Origin of the sequence: Psychroflexus planctonicus, assembly GCF_014640195.1 — a bacterium.
In the GTDB taxonomy this organism is placed as follows: Bacteria; Bacteroidota; Bacteroidia; order Flavobacteriales; family Flavobacteriaceae; genus Psychroflexus; species Psychroflexus planctonicus.
In genome coordinates this window covers 137,256-154,883 of sequence record NZ_BMGM01000010.1, presented here as the reverse complement: position 1 = coordinate 154,883, position 17,628 = coordinate 137,256, and the positions used below count along the sequence as shown (strand labels likewise).

Below are 17,628 nucleotides of genomic sequence, written 5' to 3'. Positions count from 1 at the left end.
GAAATCAAATTTTTTGAAATGATTGTTTGGGCTCATATCCGCCTGAGGCGGACACTGGTTCGAGTCTTCGCCTGTGGCAGACTACTAATTAAGCCCCACATTGGGGCTTTTTTTATGGAACAATTTATAGTTTACATATTATATTCTGGGAACTTTGACAAAACCTATGTTGGTTATACATCAGATTTAATCAATCGTTTTTATTCCCACAATTTTTTAGCAACGAAAGGCTACACCGTTAGGTATCGACCTTGGATTGTAATGCATGTTGAGTTTTTTGATTTAAAACGAGAAGCGATGAAACAGGAGAAATTTCTCAAAAGTGGGAAATCCTTTCTTGGAAATCCCACTTTCAAAATGTCTTATCGAACACTAGTGTTTTGCAATAAAAATAAACTATCCAACGCTTCAAGAGTTCTAAACTCTTGCAGTGTTTTTTTTGACGTCATTAAGAGTTAAATATGCTAGTTTAAAAATTCAACAAAATGCCTTCAAATAATCTTTATACAATTTTATAAGTATATTCACTTTATTTGTTCTAATTTATAGTAATTTTCGATTCTTATTTTGAACAAAAATATTATGATGAAGAAGAATTTTGTAGTAGCCCTATTAACCGTTTTACTAGCTGTAACTTCCTGCAGCTTTACTACCAAAAAATTTGATCCAGATAGCGATAAAGACAAGGTGCTAATTGAGCTCATTACTTATGTTTTAGAACAAGGTCATTTCGACTTAAGAGCCATGGATGACGATTTTTCCGAAGATGTTTTTAACGAATTTATACAGAATTTAGATCCGCTAAAAAGACATTTTCTACAAGCTGATTATGAAGAATTTGCCGAATACAAACATCAATTAGACGAGCAAATTAAAAATAAAGACCTCTCTTTTTTCGAACTGGTTTACAATCGCCATCTCACTAGAGTAAAAGAATCGAAGGTGTTTTATCAAGAAATTTTAGACCAAGCATTTGATTTTAATACAGATGAAGATATCAATACAGATTATGAAAATCTACCTTATGCAAAGAATCAAGCGGAGTTAAAAGAACGTTGGAGAAAGCAATTGAAATTTAATACCCTAGGAATTTTTTACGATAATTACGAAACTCAACTAGAATACACAGAAAACAAAGACAAAAATGAAGATGTAGATGAAGACTTTGAAGTAAAATCCTTAGAAGCTTTAGAAGAAGAAGCTAGAGAAACTACAAAAGAGTCTATGCAAATGTATTTTGAAAATTCAGATGATTTAGAACGTAAAGATTGGTTTAGCATGTATATCAATTCTGTGGTAAGTCAATTTGATCCGCACACTAGTTACTTTGCACCAAGAGATAAAGAACGCTTTGATGTTTCAATGTCTGGCAAACTAGAAGGAATTGGCGCAAGGCTTCAAAAAGAACGTGACCATGTTAAAATAATGGAGTTAATATCAGGTGGGCCAGCTTGGCGTGGAGACGAACTGGAAGTAGGAGATGTTATTCAAAAAGTTAGGCAGGAAGATGAAGAAGAAGCGGTAAACATTGGTGGTATGCGGCTGGATTATGCAGTAGACTTAATTAAAGGACCTAAAGGCACAAAAGTGTATTTAACTGTTAAAAAAGTAGATGGAACAATTGAAGAAATTGAAATAACCAGAGATGTTGTAGAAATTGACGAAACCTATGCGAAAACTTCTTTAGTTGAAAAAGATGAAGTTAGTTATGGAGTAATTAACCTTCCTAAGTTTTACTTCGATATGCAAGATTACAACCAACGTAACGCGGCATCCGATGTTAAAAAAGAAATTATCCGTCTAAAAGAACGCAAAGCAGAAGGTCTAGTTATCGATTTAAGAAGCAACGGAGGCGGTTCGCTTTCAACAGTCGTAGATATTGCTGGTTTATTTATAGAAAAAGGACCAATTGTTCAAGTAAAAGACAAAGAGCGCAATCGCGAAGTCCTAAAAGACAAAGACCCTTCAATTTTATGGGAAGGTCCACTGGTTATTTTGGTGAACGAATTATCAGCATCAGCTTCAGAAATTTTAGCAGCCGCTATGCAAGATTACGAAAGAGCTGTTATTATTGGTAGTAAACAAACCTATGGAAAAGGAACCGTACAAAATGTATCTGATCTTAACCGTTGGATGCGTCAAAGTTCTTTTGGAGACATGGGCGCTTTAAAATTAACCACACAAAAATTTTACCGCATAAACGGAGGCTCAACACAATTAAAAGGTGTTGAAAGTGATGTGGTGGTTGCAGACCGTTATTCTTATGTAGACATTGGCGAGCGTGATTATGACAATCCACTACCATGGGACAAAATCGAACCCGCTAAGTACAATAAATGGAATGGTTATAAAGACTTGGATAAAGTTCTAGAAAGTAGCAAGAAAAGAATGAAAGAAAACCAACAACTTGCTTTAATAGATCAGAACGCAAAATGGATTAAGGAACAAAGAGACATTAATACCTACACTTTAAACTTCGATAAATATAAACTTGAAAATTTCGAGTTAGAAGAGAAAAATAGTAAGTTTAAAAAAATAAACGATTATACTACAGACCTAGAGTATGTGTCGCTTCCTTATGAAGAAAAATTAATTGAAAATGATTCTGTCTTAGGCCAAAAAAGAGAACGATGGCATAAAAATTTAAAGAAAGATGTATACGTCGAAGAAGCCATTTATGTTTTGGAAGATTTACGTAAACAAACCAAAGCATATAAATTAGCTAATGCTAAGTAAGCTTGTTTTACTAAATTAGCTAAAAATAGATTAAGTAATGACAAATAAGTCAGCTTCTTTAAGCAAACTAGCGCTCCAAAGGTTTAAAAAAAACATTTGGGGCGTTTTCAGTTTCGGCTTCATTTTAGCGATGGCTTTCTTTGCTATTTTTGCGTATGTTATCGCTCCAGACGACTCAAAGAATGCCAATCAAATGGCTTTGTCTATTCACTCCAAATCACCTGGATTTAAAGTTAACACGATTAGCATTCCTAACTCATCTAAAGAAGAATCTAGGCAAAGTTGGCTATCCAAAATCTTTACCGGGAAGAAAGAAGTTGCACAATTTTATCCTGTGGATGATTATAGTTTCAAAAATGATACGCTTTTTTATCAAGTTTACGGAACAGCTTCAGTTGAAAAATCCAAAAGTGAATTTTTACTTCTCGATGAAACTTTTCAAGGAAAAACACCACAACAAATCGAAGAAGAATTCATTGAAACCAAACGCTATTGGTTAGGAACAGATCGTTATGGAAGGGATTTATTAAGCAGAATGCTCATCGGTATTCGAATTTCGCTATCGATTGGTTTTGTTGCCGTTTTCATTTCCCTTTTTATAGGCATTAGTCTGGGTGCTACCGCAGGATATTTCGGCGGAAAAATAGATGCAACCATCATGTGGCTCATCAATGTTACTTGGTCAATACCAACTTTGTTACTGGTTATCGCTATTAGTTTGGCTTTAGGCAAAGGTTTTTGGCAAGTCTTTATCGCAGTGGGTTTAACCATGTGGGTTGAGGTAGCTAGAATTGTACGCGGACAAGTAAAAAGTGTAAAAGAAATGCAGTACGTTACAGCTGCTCATGCTTTAGGATTTGGTCATTTCCGAATTATTTACAAGCACATTTTACCCAACGTTTTGGCTCCTGTTATTGTAATTTCAGCAGCCAATTTTGCCGCTGCTATTTTAATAGAAAGTGGTCTCAGTTTTTTAGGTATCGGCGCACAACCACCTACACCGAGTTGGGGCGCAATGATTAAAGACCACTACGCTTACATTGTTATGGGGAAAGCCTATTTAGCCATTATTCCTGGAGTAGCGATTATGAGTTTGGTCATGGCGTTTATGTTAATCGGAAATGCTTTGCGTGATGCGCTGGATGTGAATGAGTGATTTTTAGTTTTGAGTATTAAGTACGGCGTACTATATTCTAGTAATTAAAAGCTACAGGCTAATAACTAAAGACAAATACTTAGGGCACTCTAAATCTACTGTTCTGCAAGATAATTATTCAGCATTGTTAAAACTTTGCGTCTCTGCGACTTAGCGAGATACCTATTCAGTACTACCAATTTCTTTTGTCTTAGTAACTCTACGTGAAACCAATTTAATCTAAGGAACAACATCAAGTTAACCGGCATTATTCCTTGATATTAATAATTCTGTTGTTTTTGGCGGTTAACCCCGATTTAGAAAAACTCAAATTTGAGGCACGAAAATTCTAGTTTTTCTTTGTCGCTACAAGACGTAAATGCTTTTTGAATAAAAATTACGGGCCAAATCATTTATAATTTAGTTTTTCAAAATTTGAAAATTTCTTCAACACATAATTTCATATTTATCCCACCACACTCCAAAATTTCACCACAAATCTCCTATTTTTATAGCTTCAATAAAGACACATTTTCATGGTAAAAGAAAACCGACTTTTTCTACTCGATGCTTACGCACTCATCTTCCGTGCTTATTACGCACTCATCAAAAATCCGAGAGTAAACTCCAAAGGACAAGACACTTCCGCCATCATGGGATTTATGAATTCCCTTTTTGATGTCATTAAACGAGAAAAACCCAACTTATTGGCCGTATGTTTCGATAAAGGCGGCAGCCATGCCCGAACCGAAATGTATGAAGAATACAAAGCCAATCGCGATGAAACTCCCCAAGTAATACGAGATTCTGTTCCCGTTATTCAGCAAATTCTCGAAGCCATGGAAATTCCCGTTATGCAAATCGAAGGCATGGAAGCAGACGACATCATCGGGACTCTCGCCAAGCAAGCCGAAAAAGAAGGTTTTGAAGTGTATATGGTCACACCCGATAAGGATTTTGCACAATTGGTTTCGGAAAATATTTTCATGTACAAACCTTCCCGAATGGGCAACGGAATCGAGAAATGGGGCATTCCAGAAGTGCAGAAAAAATATGGAGTTGAACGCCCAGAACAAGTTATCGATTTCTTGGGAATGATGGGCGATTCTTCAGATAACATTCCCGGTTTACCTGGCGTAGGCGAAAAAACAGCCAAGAAATTCTTGAAGCAATTCGGTAGCATGGAAGCTTTGTTGGAAAACACAGACCAACTAAAAGGAAAGATGAAAGAGAAAATTGAAGAAAACGCTGAACTCGGTAGGTTATCTAAAAAATTAGCCACCATCTTCACCGATTGCGAAGTTGAATTTCATGCAGAAAACTTCAAATTAAGTCAACCTGATGTTGAAAAAGTAGTTGAAATTTTTAAAGACTTAGAATTTAGAAGACTTACCGAACAATTCATGAAAATGTTCAATTCGCCTGAAGATGTAACCAAAGAAAGCGAAACTCTTTCAGATAAACAAAATAAAAAAGAAGCTGGATCAGGACAGTTTTCACTTTTTGGGAACGATGCATCTGGTGAAGATGTAGAAGCAGAAAACTTCCAAGGTTACAAAATCCTTGAAAACACCGACCATAGCTATCAATATGTGAATTCCGCAATGGGGATTAAAATATTTTTAGAAAAACTGAATCAACAAAAATCGGTTTGTTTTGATACCGAAACCACTTCACTAAAAACTTTAGATGCACATTTGGTTGGCATTGCGTTTTCTTGGGAAAAAGGGAAGGGATATTACATTTCATTTCCGGCCAATCAAGATGAAGCGCAAGAATTGGTCAATCAATTGAAGCCATTTTTTGAAAATGAAAACATCGAAAAAATAGGGCAGAATTTGAAGTACGATATCAAGGTTTTGGCCAATTACCACATCGAAGTAAAAGGCCCGCTATTCGATACTATGTTAGCGCATTACATCATTAACCCAGACATGCGCCACAATATGGACGTGTTGGCAGAAACCTATTTGAATTATTCGCCACAACCCATAGCTGATTTAATTGGTAAAAAGGGTAAAAACCAAAAATCAATGCGGGATGTGGAATTGGAAAAGGTAACTGAATATGCGGTAGAAGACGCCGACATTACTTTTCAATTAAAAAAATATTTTGAAGAAGAACTTAAAGATGCTTCCAACGAACATTTGTTTGGCGATTTAGAAATTCCACTTTTGCGCGTCTTGGCCGACATGGAATTGGAAGGCATCAACGTAGATAAAAACATCTTGAACGATTTATCAGAAGGTTTAACCAAAGACATCGCTCAACTTGAAAAAGAAGTTTTTGAAATCGCAGGAGAAGAATTCAACATTGGTTCGCCTAAACAATTGGGGGAAATTTTATTTGGGAAGCTCGAAATCGCTAAAAAACCCAAAAAAACCAAGTCAGGTCAATATTCCACTGCGGAAGATGTGTTGTCTTATTTCGCTAAAGATTATCCTATTGTAGACAAAGTTTTGCAGTGGCGCGGATTAAGCAAACTCAAAAGTACTTATGTAGATGCTTTGCCTAAACAAATTCATGATCGAACAGGTAGAGTGCACACTGAATTTATGCAGACCGTAGCGGCTACCGGAAGATTGAGTTCCAATAATCCCAACTTACAAAACATTCCCATCCGTACTGAACGCGGTCGGGAAGTGCGAAAAGCTTTTGTGCCTAGAGATGAAAACCACATCTTACTTGCAGCCGATTATTCGCAAATTGAATTGCGCATTATCGCCGCTTTAAGCGAAGAAGAAACCATGATTGAAGCCTTCAAAAATGGTGAAGACATTCACGCTTCAACAGCAGCAAAAGTTTTTGATGTTCCTTTAAATGAAGTAACGCGCGAACAACGAAGCAATGCCAAAACGGTAAACTTCGGGATTATTTACGGTGTTTCTGCATTCGGACTAAGTAACCAAACCAACCTAAGTAGAAGCGAATCCAAAGAATTGATTGAAACCTATTACAAAACCTATCCAAAACTTCGCGATTACATGGATGAGCAAGTAGAATTTGCTCGAGAAAACGGCTATGTAAAAACTGTTTTAGGAAGAAGACGATACCTGAAAGACATCAATGCCAGAAACAATGTAGTAAAAAGTGCAGCAGAACGAAATGCTGTAAACGCACCCATTCAAGGAAGCGCAGCAGACATCATTAAAGTTGCTATGATTCGTATTCATGAAAAATTAAAAAAGCAAAATTTCAAAACAAAAATGCTACTTCAAGTACATGATGAATTGATTTTTGATGTTCCGAAAGAAGAATTAGATGACCTACAAAAACTCATCAAACAAGAAATGGAAAACGCTTACGAATTAATTGTTCCGTTAAAAGTAGACATCGGCACAGGACAAAATTGGTTGGAAGCGCATTAGCAAATATTATATCAATACTGTCATTCCGACAGAGAAGCTTTTTCAGCTTCGACGAGGAATCTTATCTACTGTAAAATGAGAAAATCTTTTTATCCTAAATTGATTAATGCTACTTTTGCAGCTACTTAAGTGCAAACTTTACACGATACAATTATGCAGTACAATTTCAATGAAATTGAAGCCAAATGGCAAAAAAAATGGGCAGAATTACAAACTTTTAGAGCCTTACAGCCAGAAGAATTAACCGAACAAAAACCGCCTTTTTATGTGTTGGATATGTTTCCTTACCCATCGGGAGCGGGTTTACATGTGGGTCATCCGCTAGGTTATATTGCAAGTGATATTTATGCCCGATACAAACGCCACAAAGGTTTCAATGTATTGCATCCACAAGGTTACGATTCTTTTGGATTACCTGCTGAGCAGTATGCCATTCAAACGGGACAACATCCTGCCAAAACAACCGAAGTCAACATCAAAAGATACCGCGAACAGTTGGATAAAATCGGCTTTTCATTCGATTGGAGTAGAGAAGTGCGAACTAGCGATCCCAACTATTATCGATGGACGCAGTGGATTTTCATTCAATTATTTAAAAGTTGGTTCAATAATAATACCGATAAAGCAGAACCGATTTCAAGTTTGGTTGAAGCTTTTGAAAATGAAGGTAATAAAAACACCAATGCAGCTTGCGATGATGGAGTTGAAAGTTTTTCTGCAGAAGAATGGAATGCATTTTCGGCAAACAAAAAAGATGCAATTTTACTTCAATACAGACTCACGTATTTAGCAGAAACTGAAGTCAATTGGTGTCCAGCCTTAGGAACGGTTTTAGCCAACGACGAAATTGTTAATGGCGTTTCAGAACGGGGAGGACATCCTGTAGTTCGTAAAAAAATGAAACAATGGAGCATGCGTATTTCAGCTTATGCAGAACGCTTGCTACAAGGTTTAGAAAAATTAGATTGGACAGATAGTTTAAAGGAAAGTCAGCGCAATTGGATTGGAAAATCGGTTGGAGCTCAACTCAAATTCCCCATCCTATCCTTCCCCAAAAGGGAAGGGATTTCAGTTTTTACGACTCGCCCTGACACCATTTTCGGTGTTTCCTTTATGACCTTAGCTCCTGAACATGAATTGGTCTCAAAAATTACAACAGCAGAGCAAAAAGAAGAAGTAGAAGCTTACATCAAAGCCGCTTCCTTAAAAAGCGAACGCGATAGAATGGCCGATGTAAAAAGCATTACAGGAGTTTTTACAGGAGCCTATGCAGAACATCCTTTTACCAAAGAACCCATCCCGATTTGGATTGGCGATTACGTCTTGGCTAGCTACGGGACAGGTGCCGTAATGGCCGTTCCTTGTGGCGATCAACGGGATTATGATTTTGCTAAACACTTCAATATTCCCATTCCCAATGTGTTTAAAGGTGTTGATATTTCCAAAGAAGCTTTTGCCGATAAAGCTCAAACTATCATTACCAATTCAGAATTTTTAAACGGATTAAATGCCGAAGATGCTATTGCAAAAGCCATCGAAAAGTTGGAAGAAATCGACGCTGGCACGGGCAAAACCAACTACCGATTGCGCGATGCCGTTTTTTCTCGTCAACGCTATTGGGGTGAACCTTTCCCGGTTTATTATGTAGATGGTTTACCGAAAATGATAGACGAACAATACTTGCCTTTACATTTACCTGAAATCAACGAATATTTGCCTACTGAAGATGGAGCGCCACCTTTAGGAAGAGCAGAAAAATGGGCTTGGGATACAACGCAAAATAAAGTGGTTGATAAAGAATTAATCGACCATAAAAGCATTTTTCCATTGGAATTGAACACCATGCCAGGTTGGGCGGGTAGTTCTTGGTATTTGTTCCGTTATATGGAGACCAAAGAAAACAGAAATCAGCATATGGCTTCAGCTGAAGCTTTGAATTATTGGAAAAACGTAGATTTATACATCGGCGGTAGCGAACATGCTACAGGACATTTGTTATACTCTCGTTTTTGGACCAAGTTTTTGAACGACAGAAAAGTTTTGCCCGTTGAAGAACCTTTCAAAAAACTGATCAACCAAGGCATGATTTTAGGGGAGAGTGCATTTGTTCATCGGTATAATCCATCATTTGATACAAATGCAAAGACGAAAAGAGAGAGAGAGATGCTGTCTCTAAAAATGAATAATTTGTTTATAAGCTATAATTTAGTCCATATAATAAATAAAGAATTAAAAGCTTCGAAACATGTCTTCATTAGACCTGAAGGTGTCTTTGATATTAATGGTGAAAAAATTCAAACTAAAAACATTGAAAACTTAAACGTCACATTTGAAAGTTTATTTAATTCTGGATTGAACAACATACTTATTAAAGACTCATCATTTATTCCTATCCACACCGATGTTTCTTTAATCAACTTTTCAAATGAATTAAATATTGAAGGTTTCAAAAAATGGAGACCAGAGTTTCAGGATGCAGAATTCATAAAAGATGAAAATGGAAAATACATTGTAAGTCGAGAAGTCGAAAAGATGTCAAAATCCAAATATAATGTGGTCAATCCAGATGATATTTGTGAAGATTTTGGAGCAGACACACTCCGCATGTACGAAATGTTTTTAGGTCCGTTGGAACAGGCAAAACCTTGGAATACTGCTGGAATTACAGGTGTGCATAACTTCTTAAAGAAGCTTTGGAAGTTGTATTACAATGGAGATAATTTTGAAGTTACAGCAGAGCCAGCTTCAAAAGAAGCTTTAAAAACCTTACACAAAACCATCAAAAAAGTAACGGAAGACATAGAAAATTTCAGCTTCAATACTTCGGTTTCCACTTTTATGATTTGTGTCAACGAATTGACGCAACAAAAATGCAATGCAAAAGATATTTTGGAACCATTGGCTGTTTTAATTTCGCCTTATGCACCACATATTGCTGAAGAACTGTGGGAAAAGTTAGGGCATTCAGAAAGCGTTTCGACAGCAGCATATCCTGTTTTTGAAGAAAAATTCTTAAAAGAAGAAAACAAAACCTATCCTATTTCGTTTAACGGAAAAATGCGTTTTACCTTAGACTTGTCTTTGGATTTAAGCAAAGATGAAATCGAAAAAGCGGTTATGGAAGACGAGCGAACGCAAAAACAATTGGATGGCAGAACACCGAAAAAAGTAATTGTGGTGCCTGGAAAAATTGTAAATATTGTAGGTTAAATTAAAATTTCGCAAAAGTGTCAGATAAATACAATTTGGCTGATTTTTTGCTATTATGAATTCAAAAAAAAGTAAAGATTATGATGGGATATTATGTACTTATTGGCGCAATTATGCTGGTAAGTTGGTACGTAAGCAGTGCCTTGAAAAAGAAGTTTAAAAAATACTCAAAACAACATTTACAAAACGGAATGTCGGGCGCAGAAATCGCTAGGCAAATGTTGTCCGATAACGGAATTTACGATGTAAAAGTAATTTCAACACCTGGGCAATTGACAGATCATTACGACCCACGCAAGAAAACAGTCAATTTAAGTGAAGCGGTTTACAATCAACGTAACGCCGCTGCGGCTGCTGTTGCAGCTCACGAAGTAGGTCACGCTGTGCAACATGCCAAAGCTTATTCTTGGTTAGAAATGCGAAGTCAGTTGGTGCCGATTGTACAAGTAGCTTCTACCTATAGTCAATGGGTGATTTTCGGTGGTTTAATTTTATACGGAATGGTCAGCGTTGGGGTAGGACAAATGGTGCTTTTGGCAGGAATTATCATGTTTGGTTTGGGTACATTGTTTAGTTTCGTAACCCTTCCTGTAGAGTACGATGCCAGTAATCGTGCGCTTGCTTGGTTAAAAAACCACAATATTGTTACGCCAAACGAATACAAAGATTCTGAAGATGCTTTAAAGTGGGCAGCTCGAACCTATGTAGTTGCTGCAGTAGGTTCATTAGCAACCTTACTATACTTCATCATGATTTATTTAGGGCGCGATTAAAGTCTTTCAAACGAATTATAAAAAAGTCAATCTTCGGATTGGCTTTTTTTGTTTGTGAAATCTATTGATTCTTATTTCCCTTAATGTTCATAGATTTGTATATTTATGTTTGAAATAAACATCAACAAGCTTTGCGTTCTCCGTGTCTTTGCGGTGAGTATTAAATAACGGCTAAGACGCTAAGAACGCAGAGAACAATGAATAATTTTAATATTTACTTAAAGCCTAAGTCAATAAAATTATTCTCATAAATAATATGATTTTTGATGAATTGATTTGGAGTATTGTGGTCAATCATTTACTAAAATTAAAAACTGAAATACAACAATTGTTAAATGAATAAGTACAAAATGGAAAAAAGTATTCTCGTAAATATCAAAAATAAAGTTGCTTACATCAAATTTAACCGACCCAATAAATTCAACAGTTTCAATCGTGAAATGGCTTTATTGCTGCAAGACGAATTAAAAGCTTGTGCGGAAAACAAAGCTATCCGTGCAGTAGTTTTAACTGGTGAAGGCAAAGCATTTTGTGCAGGTCAAGATTTGCAAGAAGTAACCAATCCCGAATTGAATCCGGGGTTTAAAAAAATACTAGAAGAACATTACAACCCGATAGTAACTTTAATTCGTTCGCTTTCAAAACCCGTTATTGCTGCGGTAAATGGCGTTGCGGCTGGAGCAGGAGCCAATTTAGCTTTGGCTTGCGATGTCGTGGTTGCCAACGAAAAAGCCAGTTTTATTCAAGCTTTTAGCAAAATAGGATTGATACCCGATTCAGGAGGCACTTTTTTCTTACCCCGATTAATCGGATTTCAACGAGCTAGTGGATTAGCGATGTTGGGCGATAAAGTAGATGCCATTGAAGCCGAACGCATGGGCATGATTTATACCTATTTTTCTTCGGAAACCTTTGACGATGAAGTGCAGAAATTAGCTGGAAAATTAGCGAATATGCCTACCCAAGCTTTAGCGAATATCAAGTCTGCTTTCAATCAATCCATGAGCAATTCTTTAGAAGAGCAATTAGCTTTGGAATCGAAATTACAAATTGCTTCCGCGCGAACCCAAGATTACAAAGAGGGCGTTACTGCATTTATGGAAAAACGAAAGCCAGAATTTAAGGGTGAGTAGGAAGTTTTAAAGTGTATCGCATTTCTTCAACGAAGCTAGAGCGGATTTCAAATCCGCTCAAACAAATTTCAATTGTTTCCCTGCTTGCTCAAAATCAATTTTTGAAATTGAAATCAAATACGAAAATGTTAGATTGAGATTAAATTTTGTTAATTGAAAGGCTTGTTGTTGTAATATTTATTAATTTAATAATTTAAATACAACATATTATGGCAAAGAATGTAACTCAGAAATTAATCGAATCTCATTTAATGGTAGGCGATATGAAGCCTGGAAAAGAAATTGGGATAAAAATAGACCAAGCTTTATTGCAAGACGCCACTGGAACTTTAGTGCAACTGGAACTTGAAGCGATGGGATTGGATAGAGCAAAAACAGAAGTGGCTGTACAATATGTAGACCATAACCTTCTGCAAACCGACTTTAAAAATGCAGATGATCACAAGTTTTTGAAATCTGCTGCACAGCGATTCGGTTTGTGGTTCAGTAGACCTGGAAATGGAGTGAGTCATCCTGTACACATGGAACGATTCGGAAAACCGGGTAAAACTTTAGTAGGTTCAGATTCGCACACCTGTGCCGCAGGATCTCTAGGAATGTTAGCCATTGGGACAGGTGGATTGGATGTAGCTGCAGCCATTGCAGGACAACCTTATTTTGTAAAAATGCCCAAAGTAATGGGCGTAAAACTTACAGGAAAACTACCCGATTGGGTAAGTGCCAAAGATGTGGTGTTAGAAATGCTGAGACGACATGATGTGAAAGGTGGTGTTGGAAAAATCATTGAATATTATGGGGATGGACTTCAAGAATTAAGTGCAATGGATCGTCATGTAATTGCCAATATGGGTGCTGAATTGGGCGCAACTACTTCTGTGTTTCCAAGCGATGAAGAAACGAAACGTTTTCTAAAATCTCAAGAAAGAGAAGAAGATTGGGTAGAACTATTAGCTGATGAAGATTGCGAATATGATTTTCATGAAGAAATCATTTTAGATGATTTGGTTCCGCTTATTGCTTTACCTACCAGTCCTGGCAACGTAGTTCCTGTTTCTGAAGTAGAAGGGATAGAAATAAGTCAAGTAGTAATTGGTTCTTCTGCTAATCCTGGGTTGCGGGATTTTTGGATGGCCAGTGCCATTGTAAAAGACAAAAGTATAAGTCCAGAAGTGAGTTTCGACATCAATCCAACTTCAAGACAAATCATGCAAAACATGATTGAAAATAAAGCTTTTGGAAACCTTATCAAATCAGGTGCTCGATTTCATCAATCCGGTTGTATGGGTTGCATAGGAATGGGACAAGCACCTGCGAGTGGAACAATAAGTTTACGAACCATGCCTAGAAATTTCCCAGATAGAAGTGGAACTAAAGACGACCAAGTTCATCTGTGTAGTCCAGAAACTGCTGCTGCTTCTGCTTTGATGGGAAAAATCACAGATCCAAGAGATATGGAAAAGGAATTCAACATGAAATATCCCAAATTTGAGTATCCTACTTACGAAATTATAAACACAGAAATGCTTGTAGCTCCATTAGATGATAACGAATCTATTAAATTGGAAAAAGGACCAAATATTAAATCTTTACCTGAAATTCCAGCATTAAAAGAGTCGTACAAGGTTCCAGTTTTACTGAAAATGGGTGATAATGTTTCTACTGATGAAATTTTAAAAGCGGGTGCAGAAGTTCTTCCTTTTAGAAGTAATCTTCCTGAAATAAGCAAATATTCATACATTGTAATCGATGATACATTTTACGATAGAGCAATGGAAGTAAGAGAATCGAGAGGCGGACACGTTGTAGTAGCTGCAGATAATTATGCCCAAGGTTCAAGTCGTGAACATGCTGCTTTAGCACCTAAATATCTTGGTCAGGTTGCAGTGATTGCGAAAAGTTATGCTAGAATTGCATGGCAAAATTTAGTCAACTTTGGAATTTTACCTTTAGAATTCATCGATGAATCAGATTATGAATTGATAGATCAAGGTGATGATATAGAGTTAAAAGATGTCATTAATTCCATAAAATCAAATCAACCGATTGAAGTGGTTATTCATAAATCGAATAAGGAAAATAAAACGATAAAAACCAAACACACCTTAAGCAATCGCCAGATTGAAATACTCATAAAAGGTGGAATTATCAACGAGTTTAGAGAACGTCTTTAATTACAGTATTTTTTAAAGCTCAATTCGAAAAGCGATATCTATTATTTTTAGATTTTTTTCTCAACTTGAAATAAACACATAAGAAATGACAGCATCTGAAATGAATACAATAAAGCTAGAAATTATTCAATTTATTTTGAATTGTGATGACGAATCTATTTTATCAAAATTTGAAAAAGTTTTAAAAGAAATAAAAGAAAATGAATCAAATAACCATTAATTGATGAATAAAGAATTTTAGTATACCTATAGTACAAATTTAACGTACACATCTGAAGCTTTTAATCTCAATTGCTTCGCGCATCACCAAGTTATATCAAACTTTTGCGGAATAAAAAAAGCCTTTCAATTTAATGAAGAGCTTTTGCTAAGTGCAGGCGGACTTGCCTGCCGTTAGGCAGGGAGACTCCCTTCGACAAGCTCAGGGTGAACTTCTCGTCTCTCACTATTATCAACAAATTTTACTGCATAAAAAAAGCCCTTCAACTAAGTGAAGAGCTTTTTTATTAAGTGCGGGCGGACTTGCCTGCCGTTATAGGTAGGGAGACTCCCTTCGACAAGCTCAGGGTAAACTTCTCGTCTCTTACTATTATCAACAAATTTTACTGCATAAAAAAAGCCCTTCAACTAAGTGAAGAGCTTTTTTAAAAAGTGCGGGCGGAAATAACACTATCATTGTATTTTAACATATTTATTTGTATCTAAAAACATACGTAAACCCTTGTTGTTGTTGACTTAAAAGTATAAATAGATATAAAGCAATATAAAGCAATACAAGTTTTTAGTACAATTATAGTACAACTTTTATATATTTGTACTAAACAAATATGATATGGCTAGTGTAAATTTTATTTATCGTTCACATAAAGAAAACGCACCTTTAAAAGTAAGGTTACAGGATAAGGATGTTAATAATGATTCTTACCAATTTGAAGCAAATACGAAAATTCATACTTCAAAAGAATTTTGGAATGGAAAACTTAAAAAAGACAAAAATGGAAAGCTTAAAGACGGTAGGAATTTAGAAAATTATTCTGTTTTGCCAGTTCGTTTATTATCCTATCAAAAATTAAGCGGCACTAATTTAGGCAGCCAACTAAATGAGATAAATGAAAAAACAAAAAACTTAGAAAACTTTATTTTAGAAAAGTACGAACAAGATAAGCCAACCAAAGAAAATAAGGAATGGTTAAAAAGTATAATCAAAGAATACTACACCCCTAAAGTTGAAAAGCGAATTTACCCTACTATTTTAGTTGATTTTATTGATTTCTATTTGCAGGATATGAAAGCAATTAATGAACTAAAAGAAAGCAAAAGAAAGCGAGTTAACACTACTAAAAACAAAATAATAAGGTTACAAGCTGAACTCAATAAAACATACAGAATAACAGATATAGACGACTATTTTAAAGCGGATTTTGTAAGTTTTTCAACCAAATATAAATATTCTCAAAATACTCAAAGCGGAGATTTTCAAAGGATAAAAACAATTTGCAAACACGCATCAAAAAAAGGGCTGCAAGTGAATGATGTAATATTTGAAACTGATTTTAAAATCACAAAAGCCAAAAGCCCAAAAATATATTTAACCTACGAGGATATTGATGCAATTAAAAAGGCTGAATTAAAACACGATTATTTAGAAAATGCTAGAGATTGGTTACTAATATCAATCTACACAGGGCAGAGAATAAGCGACTTTATGCGTTTTAAGTCCGATATGATAAACACAGACGAAAGCGGACGTAAATTTCTGAAATTTATTCAGCAAAAAACAGGTCATGAAATGTACTTGCCAATTAGAAGCGAGTTAATAGATATTTTAAATAAGAGAAATGGAGAATTTCCACGCCAAATTTCAGACCAAAAATATAACGATTTCATTAAAGAAGTTTGCAAAGTGGCAAAGCTAAATTCAATTTGTGAGGGCAAAAAAAGAATATGCCTTGAAACCGATAAATCAAAAGCAACTAAATATGATTATAGGGATGTTTTAGGAAAGTTTGAAAAGTGGGAATTAGTTAGCAGCCATATAGGGCGTAGAACCTTTGCAACCTTGAATTATAGTAAAATAAGCACCCCTAATTTAATGTATTTTACAGGTCATACAACTGAAAAAGAGTTTCTAAATTATATTGTTTTACCAGACAAGGACAAAGCAAATAGAGCTTATGACAGCTTTGCTAATATGGATGCTAATAAGACAAAGCAAAGAACTTTAGAAGTAGTTAGAAACGATGCAGTAAACCAATAATTTTATGAAAATGGAAACCAAAAAAGAGAATACAGCAAATAGAAATGAATTAGCAGCACTTGAAAAGCAAATGAGAGTTAACAACGCTGAAAATATAATCAATCAAAGAAAGGATTTTGAAGCCTATTTTAGTGGCTTATATGATAGTTTGAATACTCAATATAATAGCGAGAAAAACCACGCTAAAAGCGGCAAAATTAAGATGCTAGAAAGATTTATTAATGAAATAAACGAAGCTTTATATAAGTACAAAAACAACTCTAATGTTAACGTAAATAATGAAGATTATAAAATCGAAGCTTTACAAAGTCTTAGAAATAATTTCGAGATGCTTTTAACTGATTTACATACGCCAGATAAAACTCAATCTAAGGGCAGCAAAAAGAAATATAAGACCAAAGAAAAAAAGCCAAAACAGCTTAAAGACTTCTTAATTAATTCCAACAATTTTAATGATAAAGAAATTGAAAAAATTGAAAAACAACTTTTGAAACACTTTAAAAATTCAATAGTTAAAGACTTAAATAAAGGGAAAAAACAAAAATTCAACTACTTAATACTTTTGTTGGCTGAAAGGAATTTTATAGATATTGATTTTGATGCGACTGATTTAGTTGGTTATTTTAAAATGCTATTTAATGGTAAAAGCACCAAAGAAGAATTAGATTTAGATTGCGCAAATTACAATAAACTGATAAGAGATTTCAAAGAAAACCCAACTAAGGCAATAAACAAAAATTCAAAACCTTACAAAGATATTTTACCTAACATGGAAAGCTTTGAAAAGGAAAATGAAATATTATTTGTTAGATTTAAAAACGGCTAATTAAAATATAGTTACATTG

General features: G+C 35.3%; 11 protein-coding genes. All 11 read left to right on the top strand.

Annotation, left to right across the window (positions count from 1 at the left end; translation table 11 throughout):
• A partial coding sequence (locus tag IEV72_RS11485; protein WP_229731898.1) for a GIY-YIG nuclease family protein occupies nt 1-459 on the top strand: 459 nt, incomplete at its 5' end.
• Between the two features lie 126 nt (nt 460-585).
• On the top strand, nt 586-2,736 hold the full coding sequence (locus tag IEV72_RS11480; RefSeq protein ID WP_188459259.1) for a carboxy terminal-processing peptidase: 2,151 nt from the start codon (nt 586-588) through the stop codon (nt 2,734-2,736).
• A gap of 37 nt (nt 2,737-2,773) precedes the next feature.
• Nucleotides 2,774-3,892: an ABC transporter permease gene (locus IEV72_RS11475; protein WP_188459258.1), complete on the top strand. Its 1,119-nt coding sequence runs from the start codon at nt 2,774-2,776 to the stop codon at nt 3,890-3,892.
• A gap of 515 nt (nt 3,893-4,407) precedes the next feature.
• The gene (gene polA, locus IEV72_RS11470) at nt 4,408-7,239 is read left to right on the top strand and encodes a DNA polymerase I (RefSeq protein WP_188459257.1); all 2,832 of its coding nucleotides are present in this window, start codon (nt 4,408-4,410) and stop codon (nt 7,237-7,239) included.
• Between the two features lie 153 nt (nt 7,240-7,392).
• Nucleotides 7,393-10,449: a leucine--tRNA ligase gene (locus tag IEV72_RS11465; RefSeq protein WP_188459256.1), complete on the top strand. Its 3,057-nt coding sequence runs from the start codon at nt 7,393-7,395 to the stop codon at nt 10,447-10,449.
• A gap of 80 nt (nt 10,450-10,529) precedes the next feature.
• Nucleotides 10,530-11,222, top strand: a complete 693-nt coding sequence (locus IEV72_RS11460; protein ID WP_188459255.1) for a zinc metallopeptidase — start codon at nt 10,530-10,532, stop codon at nt 11,220-11,222.
• A 350-nt stretch (nt 11,223-11,572) separates the two neighbouring features.
• Nucleotides 11,573-12,355 carry an enoyl-CoA hydratase-related protein gene (locus IEV72_RS11455; protein WP_188459265.1) on the top strand — a complete coding sequence of 261 codons (783 nt, stop codon included), beginning with the start codon at nt 11,573-11,575 and terminating at the stop codon, nt 12,353-12,355.
• Nucleotides 12,356-12,564: 209 nt separating this feature from the next.
• Nucleotides 12,565-14,526 (top strand): aconitate hydratase, encoded by a 1,962-nt coding sequence (locus tag IEV72_RS11450; protein ID WP_188459254.1) that lies wholly within the window; start codon nt 12,565-12,567, stop codon nt 14,524-14,526.
• An 85-nt stretch (nt 14,527-14,611) separates the two neighbouring features.
• Complete coding sequence (locus tag IEV72_RS13705; RefSeq protein ID WP_262890031.1) at nt 14,612-14,746, top strand: hypothetical protein; 135 nt, start codon at nt 14,612-14,614, stop codon at nt 14,744-14,746.
• A 612-nt stretch (nt 14,747-15,358) separates the two neighbouring features.
• The gene (locus tag IEV72_RS11445) at nt 15,359-16,783 is read left to right on the top strand and encodes a phage integrase SAM-like domain-containing protein (RefSeq protein WP_188459253.1); all 1,425 of its coding nucleotides are present in this window, start codon (nt 15,359-15,361) and stop codon (nt 16,781-16,783) included.
• 10 nt (nt 16,784-16,793) lie between these two features.
• Complete coding sequence (locus IEV72_RS11440) at nt 16,794-17,609, top strand: hypothetical protein (RefSeq protein ID WP_188459252.1); 816 nt, start codon at nt 16,794-16,796, stop codon at nt 17,607-17,609.
• Nucleotides 17,610-17,628: the final 19 nt, after the last annotated feature.

What these genes read in the sequence shown, in the direction of transcription:
- IEV72_RS11475 (WP_188459258.1), top strand. Translation starts at nt 2,774, where the DNA reads ATGACAAATAAGTCAGCTTCTTTAAGCAAACTAGCGCTCCAAAGGTTT.
- IEV72_RS11460 (WP_188459255.1), top strand. Translation starts at nt 10,530, where the DNA reads ATGATGGGATATTATGTACTTATTGGCGCAATTATGCTGGTAAGTTGG.
- IEV72_RS13705 (WP_262890031.1), top strand. Translation starts at nt 14,612, where the DNA reads ATGACAGCATCTGAAATGAATACAATAAAGCTAGAAATTATTCAATTT.
- IEV72_RS11450 (WP_188459254.1), top strand. Translation starts at nt 12,565, where the DNA reads ATGGCAAAGAATGTAACTCAGAAATTAATCGAATCTCATTTAATGGTA.
- polA (WP_188459257.1), top strand. Translation starts at nt 4,408, where the DNA reads ATGGTAAAAGAAAACCGACTTTTTCTACTCGATGCTTACGCACTCATC.
- IEV72_RS11440 (WP_188459252.1), top strand. Translation starts at nt 16,794, where the DNA reads ATGGAAACCAAAAAAGAGAATACAGCAAATAGAAATGAATTAGCAGCA.
- IEV72_RS11445 (WP_188459253.1), top strand. Translation starts at nt 15,359, where the DNA reads ATGGCTAGTGTAAATTTTATTTATCGTTCACATAAAGAAAACGCACCT.
- IEV72_RS11480 (WP_188459259.1), top strand. Translation starts at nt 586, where the DNA reads ATGAAGAAGAATTTTGTAGTAGCCCTATTAACCGTTTTACTAGCTGTA.
- IEV72_RS11455 (WP_188459265.1), top strand. Translation starts at nt 11,573, where the DNA reads ATGGAAAAAAGTATTCTCGTAAATATCAAAAATAAAGTTGCTTACATC.
- IEV72_RS11465 (WP_188459256.1), top strand. Translation starts at nt 7,393, where the DNA reads ATGCAGTACAATTTCAATGAAATTGAAGCCAAATGGCAAAAAAAATGG.